The organism is Microbacterium saperdae (assembly GCF_006716345.1).
GTDB lineage: Bacteria > Actinomycetota > Actinomycetes > Actinomycetales > Microbacteriaceae > Microbacterium > Microbacterium saperdae.
On record NZ_VFOX01000001.1, the window covers coordinates 305266 to 318951 of the forward strand.

Below are 13686 nucleotides of genomic sequence, written 5' to 3' on the forward strand. Positions count from 1 at the left end.
GAGACGCGACCGCGCTGAGTTCGTGAGGGTTCAGTGGAACTCCGCGCTCGTGGTCCAGACAACGCGCTCTGACGGATCCAACACGAACGCGGTCCCGCTCTGAAGCGCCTGCGCCAAGGAGTCGTGGGGAGAGGTGGTGGCCTCGAGCGCAATCCAATGGCTGCCAGGGTCATGCGCCGGCCAGGAAGCCGCGTTGATGCAGACCCCGAGCCACGGCGTGATGTCGGTGGACTGTCGGAGCGTGAGGCTGTGCCCTGAGCGGAATGAGAGCGTCACGGATCCGTCCCACTCGACGAAGAACTTCTTCATCATCGGACCGCGCTCAGACGGAATGCGCGAGATATCGCGCCCGTCAAGTCGTGGCCAGGCTCCCACTCGGCCCGGCAGGCCGAAGGCGGGCGTGACCCTGCCGCCTCGGGGTATCTTCAGCACCGCGTCGTCGGTCCATCGGAACAGGGGGTGGCCGCTGAACAGGAACCGATAGGGGACGTCGGAGGTGTTGGTGAGGACGTAGTCGATCTCGACGATCGACGCATCCTGGTGTAACCGCACCGTCTTCTCGGCGCGGAGGGGATGCGGGATGCCGGTCGTGCGCATCGTGGTGCTCATCGCGTTGACGGCGCTGACTGCCCACGGGCGGAACCAGAAGTCGCCGTGGTCGGCGATCATCCGGTCCCCGCGCGGGTCGGCCTCGGCGTCGATTGAGGGGAAGCAGTCATCCCATCCGCCCCGGGTTCCCTGGTCGAAGGGGATCGGCATATCGGACGTCGGCTCCGGCCGGCCATCGTCGACCAGCCACTCGTGGCCGCGTGGGTCGGTGATCTGGCAGAGGCGCGCACCGACGGTGCTGACGGTCACCGTGAGTTGGCGAGGGCCGCCGCCGAGAGTGAGAGTCGTCACATCGCTTCCTGCCGCTCGTGGATCTGCCGCGTGCCCTGCCCGGCGATCCCCTCGAGCTACCTAACCGGTTAGGTAATGCTATCAGTCGTCGCCGCCCGCAGCTCGGGTCGAAGATGTCCTCGCTGCTCCGCTCCGTCGCAAGTAGGGTGTGGTTAACCGGTACAGCGATTTCTAGGAGTGAGATGCCGCGCGCGACCATCGCAGACATAGCCAAGATCGCCGGGGTGTCGAAAGTGTCGGTGAGCTACGCGCTCAACGGCCGAGCGGGCGTCTCTGACAGCACTCGAGAGAAGATCCTGCGGATCGCGGACGAGCTGGGCTGGACGGCGAACATCGCTGCCCGAGCGCTGACGGGGTCGAAGGTCGGCGCGATCGGTCTGGTCATCGCGCGCGAGCCCGAGCCGTTCGGGGTCGAGGCCTTCTTCATGAACTTCCTCGCGGGAATCGAGCGAGTGCTGAGCCCCCACGGGGTCGCCTTGGTGCTGCAGGTGGTGACAGATCCAGCGGACGAGGTTCCGACCTATCGAAAGTGGTGGGCAGAACGGCGCGTGGATGGCGTGATCGTGGTCGAGGTGAGAAATGAAGATGCCCGGCTCGCGGAGCTCGACAAGATCGGGATGCCCTACGTCGTGACGGGTGGTGGTCCAGGGGCGGGGCCTTCGGCTCGTCATCGCGTCTGGAGCGATACGCAGGAGCCCATGCGGGAGATCGTGCGCTACCTGAGCGAACTCGGGCACCGCAACATCGCCCACGTCGCCGGTATTCGCGACCTCGAGCACACGGTGCTTCGCGTCGACGCCGTCGAGCAGGAGGCTCGGGCCCTGGGTATGTCGTCGATCACCGCATATTCGGACTACTCCGCTGCCGGCGGAACCAGTGCCACGTCGATGTTGCTCGCGACGAACCCTCGACCCACCGCCCTCATCTACGACAACGATGTGATGGCGGTGGCCGGCCTCACCCACTGCATGCATGAAGGGATCGATGTGCCGGGCGAGGTGTCGCTGATCGCGGGAGACAACTCCCTGCTCACCGACATCGTGCACCCTCGACTCACCTCCTTGTCGCGAGATGTCGCGAACTATGGCGCGGACGCGTGCTCGCGCCTGCTCGAGGTCATCGACGGCGATGAGGCGCGTCCTGTGAAGGCGGAGACGGCGCGGTTGCGCGTCGCCGGAAGCTCGGGCCCCGCGCCCCGCGGATGACCGCGGGGCCGGAATTCTCCTCATCAGATCCCCACAAACATTGACGCCGAACCGGTTAAGTGGTTTTATGAATCTCAGGTAGCCGCAGCCCGGCGCTACCTGCACCGCACCGCATCACATCCCGTGCATGCGGCGGCACATCCATGCACGTACACATCCATGACTGGAGTTTCGATGAAGAAACGAGCGCGTTCTCTCGGCGCAGTGATCCTGGTGACGGGGCTTGTCGCCCTCGCCGGATGCAGCGCCGCGGAATCCGGCGGCGACGACGACGGATCGGTCACGATCACGATCGGCAACCTGCCTTCGACCGAGCAAGCAGCATCGAGGGACGCCATCCTGGCGCAGATCAAGGCCTTCCAGAAGAAGTACCCCGACATCACCGTCGAGGCCGAGGAGACCTACTGGGACCCGGCGACATTCAACGCCATGGTGGCCGGCGGCACGATGCCGACGGTGCTGACGGTACCGATGACCGAGATCCAGAGTCTCGGACAGCGCGGGCAGATCGCTGACATCTCGGCAGAAGTCGAGGCGAGTGAGACGCTCAGCGCCCTGAACCCGACGATCATGACGACGGTGACCGGCCCCGAAGACGAGATCTTCGGTGTTCCCATCAACGTCTACAGCCAAGGCCTCATGTTCAACCGCGCGATCTTCGAAGAGGCCGGTCTCGACCCGGACGCTCCGCCCACGACGTGGGCCGAGGTGGCTTCTGCGGCGAAGACCATCACCGACAAGACCGGGGTGCCAGGACTGGTGCTCATGACGAGCGGCAACCTCGGTGGGTGGACGCTCACCGGAATGACGTACGCGTTCGGGGACCTGATGGAGACCAGCGAAGACGGCACGCCCGTTGCGAACGTCGACAATGACAGCGCCATCGCGGCACTCGAGTTCATCCAGGACGCGCGCTGGAAGGACAACTCCCTGGGCGCCAACTTCATCATGACCTCAGACGACTCGCGCAACGAGTTCGGAGCCGGACGCGCCGGAATCGTCATCTCCGGCACGGATCTCTACGGAGACTCCGTGGTGAACCGGGGGATGGATCCGCAAGACTTCGGTCTCGCTCCCATGCCGCAGGCCGAGGGTGGTCTCGGTGCGCTCGGCGGCGGAAACGTCCAGGTCGTCAGCGCCACCGCGTCCGCGGAACAGCGCGATGCGGCGACGAAGTGGATCGACTTCGCGCAGATCGCCCGCTTCACCGACGAGGACCAGGCGGTCGCGGCGGCGAAGGCGGAGTCGGCCGACGGTCTGCCGGTCGGTGCTCCGGGTCTTCCTCTCGTCGGCGCTGATCTCTTCGCGCAGTACAACGAGTGGATCGCGCCGTACGTCAACGTGCCCACCGAGAACTTCGAGTTGTACGCCAGCACGGTGGAGACGATCCCTCTCGTGCCCGAGCCGAGCCAGCACGCGCAGGAGCTCTACGCCGCCCTCGATCCGGTCGTCCAGGCTGTCCTCACACGAGAGGACGCCGACATCCGCGCCCTTCTGGGTGACGTTCAGACGCAGATGGAGACGCTGCTCGCCGATTGAGCGAGCCGTCGCCCGAGACAGAAGCAGCCCGAATGACAACTGAAATCTCGAGGCGATCGCCTTCATCGTCCGTGGTCCGAGTGGCACCAGCCCCTCGGGCCACGGGCCCGCTCCGCCGCTGGTTCACCGGTGGGGGAGCGGCCGCCCTGGCGTTCTCCCTTCCGATGATCCTCGCGTTCGGCTTCTTCTCCTGGTGGCCGATCCTCAACAGCCTGATCCTCAGCTTCCAGCAGACCAATCTCGTCGACCCCGCGGTGTGGGTCGGGCTGTCCAACTTCGCCGCCGTGTTCGCCGACCCTCTGGTGGCGAAGGCGGCGATGAACACCCTGTGGTTCACGGTGCTCTCCGTGGCGGTCGGGTTCCCGCTCCCCATCCTTCTCGCGGTGGCGATCGGCGAGCTTCGCCGGACGCGCTCGATCGCCAGCGGATTCGCCTACCTTCCGGTGATCATCCCGCCCGTGGTGTCGGTGCTCATCTTCAAGCAGTTCTACGATCCGTCGTCGACCGGCTTGCTCAACACGCTGCTGGCCGGGGTCGGTCTCGGACCCGTGCCGTGGTTGCAGACCGCGGCGACCGTGATGCCCAGCATCGTCATCCAGGCGACCTGGGCGGGCTTCGGCGCAGCGACGATCATCTACATCGCCGCGCTGGCTGCGGTCAGCCCTGAGCTCTACGAAGCCGCCGAACTCGACGGAGCTTCGATCCGGTCGCGCATCTGGCACGTGACGCTGCCGCAGATGCGGAGCGTGATGCTGATCATGCTCCTGCTGCAGATCATCGGCGCATTCCAGGTCTTCACCGAACCGTTCGTCATGACCCGCGGCGGACCCGAGAACAACACCCTCACGATTCTGATGCTGATCTACAACTACACCTTCATCTCAGGGGACTATGGGCGCGCGGCAGCGCTGAGCCTCATTCTCGCGGCGATCCTCGCGCTCGTCTCGCTCCTGTATCTACGGGCAACGCGCGGCTGGAGCCAGGGAAAATGACCTCGACGGAACGCCTGTACACGCGTGCGATCAGCACTCGACGAGAGTCTCGCAAGGAGAAGCCCGAGGACACGGACCGGAGCATCCTCTCGATCCATGATCGGAGCGGCCGCCTGCGAGGAATGCTCCTGGCGTTGAAGATCGTTCTCCTGGTCGCCCTCGGGGTCATCTCGGTGGGGCCGGTGCTGTGGCTCTTCAAGTCGGCGACGTCGACGAGCCAGGACATCCTGCGCGAGCCGCTCGGACTCTGGCCCAGCGGCATCCAGTGGGACAACCTGGTTCAGGCCTTCACGACGATCGAGTTCGGCAAATACCTGACCAACACCCTGATCATCGCGATGGGGACGTGGGCCTTCGGACTGCTCGTCGCGACGACCGGAGCGTACGCGCTCGCGGTCCTGCGTCCGAAGTACGCGAAGGTGCTCGAGTTCGCCGTCTTGGCGACGCTGTTCGTCCCGGGCGTCGTGACGCTGACCGCGCTGTTCCTGACCGTGCTCGACGTCCCGCTGCTGCACATCAATCTGATCAACACCTTCTGGGCGGCATGGCTCCCCGCCTCGGCGTCCGCCTTCAACGTGCTGCTCATGAAGACCTCCTTCGACTCGATTCCGCGAGAGCTGTTCGAGGCCGCGAGAATCGACGGTGCAGGCGCGACCCGCATCTTCCTGACGATCGTCCTGCCCCTGTCGCGGCCCATCATCGGCGTCGTCTCCCTGCTCATCATCATCGCCTCGTGGAAGGACTTCATCTGGCCGATGCTGGTGCTGCCGAATGCTGCTCTGCAACCGCTGTCGGTGGCACTGCCGCGGCTGGCGAAGACGGCCGAACTCAGCCTCCTGATGGCGGGCATGTTCCTCTCCGTCGTGATCCCCGTCGCCCTGTTCCTCATCTTCCAGAAGCAGATCCTCCGATCCTCCGGATCCATGGGAGCGCTGAAGGGATGACCGCCGTATCGATCTCCGAGGAGACACAGCAATGACCGGGTCGTCACAGGACTTCTCCTTCGCATTCAGCCAGGATGGCGCGGGCGCCCTCGTCGCCGGTGCGTCATCCGCCGCCCGCATTCCCGAGGTCGTCGTGATCGGGGTGCGCCGTCGCGGAGAGCAGTCGATCATCACGGTCGCGGAGACCGACAGCGTCCGATCGCTGAGCGGGTCCGGCGACGCGACTTTCGTCCACCAGGTCACCCCCGACGAGTCACTCACCGTCGAGGTGCGGGCGGATCAGGTCGGCGCGGAGACCCATCTCCGCTTCGCCGTCCGCAATGACAGCAGCTTCGTGGTGGAGTGGATCGAACTCTGCTCCCTCGAGATCGACGGCGGGCTGGTCGGAGACGGTGGGATCGGAACCATCGTCTGGCCCTGGAACGAGGGCGCGCTCATCGAGTCGCTGAGCGACCGGTCGGGATCATGGTTCGACTATCGCGAGATCCAATACCCCAGTCACGGGGTGGACAGCATCTACCCCGGGGCGATCGAGAGCCAGTTCCTGGCGTACTGCTCGCCGGCTGGCGGGTTCTATCTCGGCGCCCACGACCCCGCAGGGCGAACGAAGATGATCGACTTCCGGGCGACCCCGCGCGGAGTCGAGCTGGTGATCCGCCACTACCTCGCCATCGGTGAGGGGGAGAGCCTTCATGTCGAGTACCCCACGGTGATCGCTCCCGTCTCGGGGGACTGGCATGCGGCGGCGGAGATCCATCGGCGGTGGCTGGACTCCTCGGGCCACCTCGTCGTTCCTGAAGAGCAGGAGCTGCCCGACTGGTACGCCGAGTCGCCCATCGTCGTCGCTTTCCCCGTGCGGGGAACCCACGACACCGGGGACATGGCGCCCAACCGCCTGTACCCGCTCGATCGGGCTGCCGCGACCGTCGATGAGATCGGGGAGGCGACTCGCTCGCAGGTGATGGCGCTGCTGATGCACTGGGAAGGTACCGCGCCGTGGGCACCGCCCTTCGTCTGGCCCCCGTTCGGCGGAGCCGATGCCTTCGGGGCGTTCGTCGACGATGTCCACGACCGTGGTCATCTCGCCGGCGTGTACTGCAGCGGCTTGGGATGGACGCTCGGCAGCAACCTCCTGGACTACGCGCTCCCTCGGGAGCCCGCGACAGCCATGGCCTGCGCCGCCCCGACTCCGGGCGACCTGCGTTCCGTGATCTGCACCGATCAGCGGTCGGGGCTCGACCTGTGCGCTGGTTCTCCCGCGGTGCGCGACATCATCACCGACCAGGTCGCCAAGATGGCCTCCTCCGGTATCGACTACATCCAGCTGATGGACCAGAACCACGGTGGCACCAGCTACTTCTGTTACGAGGAGAGCCACGGTCACGCCTACGGCCCGTCGGACTGGACCGTCGATGCCGTCCGCGAGATGGGGCGCGGCATCCGCGAGATCGACGACGTCGCGCAAGGACGGATCCTGCTCGGATGCGAGTCCGCTGCAGCCGACACCTTCCTTCGCGACTTCGCCTTCAGCGATGCTCGTTTCAACCTGATCTACGAGATCGGGCACCCGATCCCGCTGTATCAGTACCTGTACCACGAGCACGTCCACAACTTTATGGGCAACCAGGTCAACATCCATCAGTTCATCGACATCGGACGCTCGCCGGACAACCTCTTCCTGCGTCTCGCCCATTCCTTCGCCGCCGGCGACATCATGACGCTCACGGTCGACGACGAGGGAAAGGTCGTCTGGGGATGGGGCGTGCCGTGGAGCGATGCGCAACCGTCGACACCGGAGGTCATCGCCTTCGTGGCTGCGCTGAACGAATGGCGATCCTCCGCGTTCCTCGACCACTTCAACGGTGCGCGCATGCAGGCGCCGCTCGCAGTGGCGACGACGACGAACACGCTCTTCCGTGTGAGCAACCCGCCTCTGACGATGAGCGACACAGTCAGCACGCGATGGACGTTGCCCGATGGGGGAGATCGTCAGCTCGTGATCAACTACCGTTCGATCCCGATCGAGGTGACGATCGACGGCGCATCGGCCGCGTTCGCATGGTCGGCAGTGGAACCGGCGGCCGCCTCTCGTCAACCGCTCACCGGGGTCACCTGGACGATCCCCCCGCAGAGCATGCTTCTCCTCGGTTCCGACGCATGACTGCTCCCGCCTACCGGCTGACCCGCGAGACAGGCTGGCGGACGGCCGACCTCGGTGGATCGTCGAACGGCCGTATCGAACTCTCGTCGTTGGCCGGCGCGATCCTCTCAGACCCCCTCTCGATGGCCGAGCTGACGTCGCTGCAGGGGCTGCGCTACGAGTTCGTCCCCGGAGAGTCCGCGCTGACCATCGTCACCATGGACAGCCCCATCCCCATCCCGGATGCCGGCTTCTGGCTCGAGTACGTGCTCGCTCCCGCCGCGGGATCGACCGACCGACGCTCCGGAGCCGGGGTGTCACTGGATCTGGTCTTCGATGACGGTTCGCGGTCGTCTGCCCTGGCACTGCTCGATCAACACGGAACCGCCGCGACCGCGGAGGGCCAAGCCGTCGCGGGCACTCTGCACGTCGATCAGTGGAACTATCGGGCCGTCGAGCTGTCCGCCTGCGTCGGCCGCCGTGTCATCGCGATCGAGCTCGCATCAGCGCCGGGGGACGGCGGAGACGTCGCCGGGTACATCGACGAGATCCGCATCGGGAGCGGTCGCACGCTGGTGCCGTCGCTTGTGGCCTCGACCACGCACCCGGAGCCCGTCGACTACGTCGACACGCGTCGCGGCACGCGCTCCTCGTCGGGATACTCCCGCGGGAACTGCCTTCCGGCCACGGCGAACCCCCGTGGATCCCTCCTGCTCGCGCCTGTCACGGACGCCGGCAGCGTGAACTGGCTGTACACGTACGATGCGGCGAGGGACGAGACAGGACTGCCCTGGCTCGAAGCCTTCTCGATCTCGCATCAGCCTTCGCCCTGGATGGGGGACTGGGGGACGTTCCAGTTCTTCCCGTCTCTCGACCACGAGGGTGTGCCTGGGATGGGACGCCGCGAGCGCGCCCTCCCGTACCGTCATTCGCAGGAGGTGGCGCGTCCTCACCTGTACCAAGTCGAGTTCGAGCAGCCGCTGACCGTGCGCATCGCGCCCACCGCCCATGGCGCGATCGTCGAGATGCGCTTCCCCTCGGAGGTCGGCACCGTGATCTTCGACAACATCGACGACCGCGGGAGCCTGGAGTTCGACGGACCCGTCGTGCACGCGACCTCGTGGGTGGGCGGTGAGCATTCCGAGAACACGCCGCTCATGCACGTGCATCTGCTGTTCGACCAGCAACCGGACGAGGCGGCACGGGTCGAGACAGAGCAGCGACGTGCGGTCGCGGGTTTCGCGCGATTCGCGCTCGGAGCGGACCGGACTCTCCGGTTCCGGATCGGCACATCGTTCGTGAGCGTGGACATCGCTGCCCGCGTAATCGAGGAGGAACTGCCTCCGTCTCTGACCTTCGAGGAGATCTCGGCCGCGTCGGCCGCGCTGTGGAACGACGAGCTGAGCGTGCTCGTCCCCGAGGGCGCGAGCGAGGATCAGCTTACGACGCTCTACTCGAACCTGTATCGCCTGTTCCTCTACCCGAGCGACGTGACAGAGACGAGCCTCGACGGCGCGTCCGTGCACGCGAATCTCGATGGACGAGGGGGTCTCTCCGGCGGTGCCGCCTACGCGAACAACGGATTCTGGGACACCTACCGGACCAGCTGGCCGGCATACGCGTTGCTTCGTCCCCGGCTCGCCGGCGCGCTCGCCGACGGGTTCCTGCAGCACTACCGTGACTACGGTTGGATGCCACGCTGGTCCGCACCGGGGCCGGCGAATGCGATGGTGGGCACGAACTCGGACATCATCTTCGCCGACCTCGCCGTCAAGGGCGTCACCGGATACGACCGGCTGACAGCACTGGAGGCGAGTCTCGCCAACGCGACGATCGTCCCTCCCTCCCCGAAAGTCGGGCGCAAGGGATTGCCGCTCGCGAACTACCTGCAGTACACCCCGCAGTCCATCGACGAGTCGGTGTCGTGGTCGCTCGAGAACAGCCTCAACGACTTCGGCATCGCGGTCCAGCTGGCCGCGGCGGGCCGACCCGACGGCTACTTCCGCTCCCGCGCCGCGCGGTATCAGCAGCTGTTCGACTCTGAGGCGGGCTTCTTCCGAGGGCGTGATGCCGGGGGAGAGTTCCGAGCCGAGGAGTTCGATCCGCTCGAGTGGGGCGGCGACAACACCGAGACGAACGCGTGGACCATGCTGTTCGCGGTGCCGCACGACATCGATGGACTCGCGGGGCTCCTGGGCGGCCCCGGCCAGCTGGAGGCGCGTCTCGACGAGTACTTCGCGACTCCGGAGACGGCGGAGGAGCGGCTCAAGGGGAGCTATCCGTTCGTCATCCACGAGATGCTCGAAGCGCGCGACGTCGATCTGGGAATGTGCGGCCTGTCGAACCAGCCGGCGCACCACGTTCCCTATCTGTATGCGCACACGGACAGCCCGCACAAGATCGGGCCCCTGATCACGTCGGCTCTTCGTCGTCTGTTCGTCGGATCCGAGATCGGCCAGGGGTACCTGGGCGACGAGGACAACGGCGAGATGAGCGCCTGGTATCTGTTCTCCGCGCTCGGGCTGTACCCGGTGCATGTCGGCACCCCGTTCTATGTGATGACCGTTCCGCTCTTCCCCTCGATCACCGTGAATCTCGAGGACGGTGCGCGGTTCGTCGTCGAGGCGAACGTCGCCCCGGAGAACCTCTACATCCAGGGCGCATGGCTGAATGGACGGTGGATCGACCGGGCGTTCCTGCGGCACGATGAGATCACGGCCGGCGGAACCCTGCGCCTCGAGCTCGGATCCTCGCCGTCGGAATGGGGACGCGGAACCCGGATTGCTCTCCCGTCGCTCGGCGGCACGCCGAGGTGGGAAGACGTCGCGACCGCCGAATCGATCGACGGTTCGATCGAGGGGGCGGATGCTCTCGTCGATGACGACAGCGACACCTCCATGTCGATCGACGGGGCGGTGATGATCGAGTTCGCTCTGCCGGAGCCCCGAGAGGTACAGGCGTACACGCTCACGGCATCCGCTGCCGAGCCCGTGGTGCTCAGTTGGGTGCTCCGGGGGCGCACGGGCGGACAGGAGTGGCGCGAGGTGGACCGCGTGACGGATCATCCCGTCGGTCGCGACGTGCGGCTCGTCCCGTTCGTGCCGGCAGCGCCCGGGGAGTTCGACGTCTACCGTTTCGAGTTCGCGGCACACGGCACCGTGGAGCTGGCCGAGGTCGAGTTGCTCGCCGACACCGCGGCGACCGCTGCGGGGGTCACGCGATGACCACCCACATCGTGGTGCTCCCTGGCGGAGGGTACGCCGAACATGCTCCTTCGGAGGGGGAACCGGTCGTGCGCTGGCTGGAGTCGCTCGGGATCGAGGCGAGTGTGTTCCTCTACCCGGTCGGCGTCCATCACCCGGAACCTCACATCGCCGTGTCCGACGAGATCGCGCGGCTGCGTGCCGCCGGCATCGAGCGGGTGGGAGTGATGGGCTTCTCGGCGGGCGGTCATGCCGCGGGCCTCGCCGCGCTCAGCCCGGTGAGTCCGGCATCGAGGCCTGACTTCGCGGTGCTGAGCTATGCGGTCGTGTCGATGGTCCCGCCCACCAACGAGGGCTCGGCGATCAATCTGCTCGGTGCGGACGCCTCGCTCGCCGAGCGCCGGTCCGTGTCGTTGGAGATGCTCGTCTCGGAGCAGTCTCCGCCGATCTTCGCGTGGCAGACCGCCGACGACGTCGCTGTACCGGTCGCCACGCTGTATCGCCTGGGCGAGGCGCTCGCTGCCCAGAACCGACCGCATGCGATCCACGTCTATCCCCGAGGGCCGCACGGTCTCGGTGTCAGCGCCGAGGGACTCGCCCTATGGACCGAAGAATGCGCGCGATGGCTGAGCGCGCTCGACCACCCGTGACGCACCCGGAAACTCCGTGAACCGCTCCTCGCATCTCGAAAGCAGTGACCCCATGGCCCATCATGTTCCCCAGAGAGTGCTCGTCACCGGAGCGGACGGAGTGATCGGTCGCGCGGTTGTCGCCGACCTCATCGCGTCCGACATCGCGGTGACCGCACTCTCGCTGCGCTTCGACGTCGACACAGCTGCCGACCGCTGTGTGATCGGAAACGCCTCGGATGAGGACGTCGTCATGCAGGCACTCGAAGATGTGGACGCCGTCGTCCACCTCGCCGCCATCCCGCATCCGGATCAGGGCACCGCGCGCGAGGTGTTCGTCGGCAACGTCGCCGCCACGTTCACCGTGCTCTCCCGCGCCGCGGCCGCCGGCGTCACGCGCGCCGTCATCGCAAGCAGCGTGCACGCCTCCGGCATCCCGCTGAACCACGCCGCCTACATGCCCGCGTACTTCCCCCTCGACGAGAACCTCCCCAGCGCGATCGACGATCCCTATTCGCTGTCGAAGTCCGTCGACGAGCAGACCCTCCGGATGATGGCGAGCCGGTGGGGCATGTCGGGTGTCGCGTTCCGGTTCCCACTGACCGCCGGTGAAGAGACCCTCCGATGGGCTGCGGCGAGGGACGAGGCGGACCCTTCGCTCCGTGTGCGGGAGGGGTGGGCGCATCTGACGCTGCCCGACTGCGGCGCGGCGATCCGGGCGGCGCTCACCGCGGACTACGTCGGCGCTCACGTGCTCTGCGTCGCCAGCGGGACAACGTTGTTGACCCGACCGACGCAGGAGCTGCTCAGGGAGTACGCGCCGACCGTCCCGGTCAGGTCCGCGATCGAGGGACATGCGCCGGCTGTAGACACGACGGCGATGAGGAAACTGCTGGGCGACATCGACGCTCTGGCCGGAAGGAGTGCCCTGTGAAGATCACCAGGATCGAGATCCGCCGTGTGCCCCCGAGCTGGGTGTGGCTGCTGATCCATACGGATGACGGCCGCGTGGGTATCGGAGAGCCCTACCTCGAAGGGCACGCGAACAGCGTCATCGCCGAGGTCGAGCGCCTCGCGCCGCTGCTGATCGGGGCTGACCCGATGCGGCGCGAGCATCTCTGGGAGGAGATGTATCGGGCGGGCGTCGGCTACCGCGGCGGACCGATCACCCTGAGCGCGATCAGCGGCATCGACATGGCGCTGTGGGACATCGCCGGCAAGGCGCTCGATGCCCCCGTGCATCAGCTGCTCGGCGGAGCGGTGCGCGACCGGGTGCGCATGTATCGCGCGACCAGCTTCAGGCCTCCGTACACCGTGGAGCCGGGCCTGCCATACCGGGCCGCCCCGCCGAGCGCCGCCTCTGTGCCCGACGAACCGACCGCCTGGGCAGCCGCCGCCCGGCAGAGTGTCGACTGGGGCTTCAACGCCCTGAAGTTGCACTTCAACCTGGGTTCTCTCGAGAGTACGAACCGAATCGATTCCGTCGTCGAGCGCTTCGCGGCCGTTCGTGCGGAGGTCGGCGATGACTTCGACCTCGCGGTGGACATCCACGATCCGCACCACCGGCTGGCGATCCAGCTCATCCAGGCGTTGGAGCCGTTGCGCCCGATGTTCGTCGAGGAGCCGGTGCCGCAGGAGCAGATCGGTGCCATCGACCACGTCGCTCAGCACACCTCGGCGGCGCTCGCCGCCGGAGAGCGGTGGATGGGGAGGTGGCCGTTCTTCGAAGCTCTCAAGAACCGCTCTCTGTCGGTCGTGCAGCCGGATCTGGCGCACGCCGGTGGCATCACCGAGTGCCGCAAGATCGCCGCGCTCGCGCAGGCCGTCGACGCGACGGTGGCCTTGCACTGTCCGCTGAGTCCCATCGCGCTGGCCGCGTCGATCCAACTCGATGCGGCGCTGCCGAACTTCCTCATCCAGGAGCACAACGAGATCCTGGACAGTCGCACCGCCGACGGCCGCACCCTCATCGGTCACGGTTACCTCAAGGATCCCTTCGAGCTGGGCGTGGATGGCTGCGTGGCAGTTCCGAGTGGCCCGGGGCTGGGGATCGAACTCGACCTCGACGGCTTGGAAGAGGTTTCGCGGCACCCGTGGTCGACTGAACGCGGGTGACCTGCGCGTCGGGCGCCCG

Annotated in this window: 10 protein-coding genes; 9 read left to right on the forward strand and 1 reads right to left on the reverse strand. The window is 66.7% G+C overall.

Features of this window, described 5'->3' with window-relative positions:
* Positions 1-30 precede the first annotated feature (30 nt).
* Positions 31-900 carry an aldose epimerase family protein gene (locus tag FB560_RS01370; RefSeq protein ID WP_141870717.1) on the reverse strand — a complete coding sequence of 290 codons (870 nt, stop codon included), beginning with the start codon at positions 898-900 and terminating at the stop codon, positions 31-33.
* 182 nt (positions 901-1082) lie between these two features.
* On the opposite strand from FB560_RS01370, the gene FB560_RS01375 reads away from it, so the two are divergent.
* The 9 genes from FB560_RS01375 to FB560_RS01410 all read left to right on the forward strand — a co-directional run bounded on the left by FB560_RS01375 (position 1083) and on the right by FB560_RS01410 (position 13667).
* Positions 1083-2105 carry a LacI family DNA-binding transcriptional regulator gene (locus FB560_RS01375; protein WP_170198004.1) on the forward strand — a complete coding sequence of 341 codons (1023 nt, stop codon included), beginning with the start codon at positions 1083-1085 and terminating at the stop codon, positions 2103-2105.
* Positions 2106-2279: 174 nt separating this feature from the next.
* The gene (locus FB560_RS01380; protein WP_170198005.1) at positions 2280-3644 is read left to right on the forward strand and encodes an ABC transporter substrate-binding protein; all 1365 of its coding nucleotides are present in this window, start codon (positions 2280-2282) and stop codon (positions 3642-3644) included.
* A gap of 80 nt (positions 3645-3724) precedes the next feature.
* Positions 3725-4636, forward strand: a complete 912-nt coding sequence (locus tag FB560_RS01385; protein WP_229673436.1) for a carbohydrate ABC transporter permease — start codon at positions 3725-3727, stop codon at positions 4634-4636.
* Positions 4633-5580, forward strand: coding sequence for a carbohydrate ABC transporter permease (locus tag FB560_RS01390; RefSeq protein ID WP_141870721.1), 948 nt, complete (start codon positions 4633-4635; stop codon positions 5578-5580). Before FB560_RS01385 ends, FB560_RS01390 begins: the two co-directional genes overlap by 4 nt.
* Positions 5581-5611: 31 nt before the next feature.
* Positions 5612-7741 (forward strand): DUF6259 domain-containing protein, encoded by a 2130-nt coding sequence (locus FB560_RS20610; protein ID WP_170198006.1) that lies wholly within the window; start codon positions 5612-5614, stop codon positions 7739-7741.
* Positions 7738-10944, forward strand: coding sequence for a GH92 family glycosyl hydrolase (locus FB560_RS01395; protein ID WP_170198007.1), 3207 nt, complete (start codon positions 7738-7740; stop codon positions 10942-10944). The genes FB560_RS20610 and FB560_RS01395 overlap by 4 nt, the downstream gene beginning before the upstream one ends.
* On the forward strand, positions 10941-11573 hold the full coding sequence (locus FB560_RS01400; protein ID WP_141870723.1) for an alpha/beta hydrolase: 633 nt from the start codon (positions 10941-10943) through the stop codon (positions 11571-11573). The genes FB560_RS01395 and FB560_RS01400 overlap by 4 nt, the downstream gene beginning before the upstream one ends.
* A gap of 52 nt (positions 11574-11625) precedes the next feature.
* Positions 11626-12486: an NAD-dependent epimerase/dehydratase family protein gene (locus FB560_RS01405; RefSeq protein WP_141870724.1), complete on the forward strand. Its 861-nt coding sequence runs from the start codon at positions 11626-11628 to the stop codon at positions 12484-12486.
* On the forward strand, positions 12483-13667 hold the full coding sequence (locus FB560_RS01410; RefSeq protein ID WP_170198008.1) for an enolase C-terminal domain-like protein: 1185 nt from the start codon (positions 12483-12485) through the stop codon (positions 13665-13667). Before FB560_RS01405 ends, FB560_RS01410 begins: the two co-directional genes overlap by 4 nt.
* Positions 13668-13686 lie beyond the last annotated feature (19 nt).

Excerpts from the sequence above, each read along its gene's own strand:
- FB560_RS20610 (WP_170198006.1), top strand. The coding sequence starts at position 5,612 with ATGACCGGGTCGTCACAGGACTTCTCCTTCGCATTCAGCCAGGATGGC.
- FB560_RS01395 (WP_170198007.1), top strand. The coding sequence starts at position 7,738 with ATGACTGCTCCCGCCTACCGGCTGACCCGCGAGACAGGCTGGCGGACG.
- FB560_RS01405 (WP_141870724.1), top strand. The coding sequence starts at position 11,626 with ATGGCCCATCATGTTCCCCAGAGAGTGCTCGTCACCGGAGCGGACGGA.
- FB560_RS01375 (WP_170198004.1), top strand. The coding sequence starts at position 1,083 with ATGCCGCGCGCGACCATCGCAGACATAGCCAAGATCGCCGGGGTGTCG.
- FB560_RS01390 (WP_141870721.1), top strand. The coding sequence starts at position 4,633 with ATGACCTCGACGGAACGCCTGTACACGCGTGCGATCAGCACTCGACGA.
- FB560_RS01400 (WP_141870723.1), top strand. The coding sequence starts at position 10,941 with ATGACCACCCACATCGTGGTGCTCCCTGGCGGAGGGTACGCCGAACAT.
- FB560_RS01380 (WP_170198005.1), top strand. The coding sequence starts at position 2,280 with ATGAAGAAACGAGCGCGTTCTCTCGGCGCAGTGATCCTGGTGACGGGG.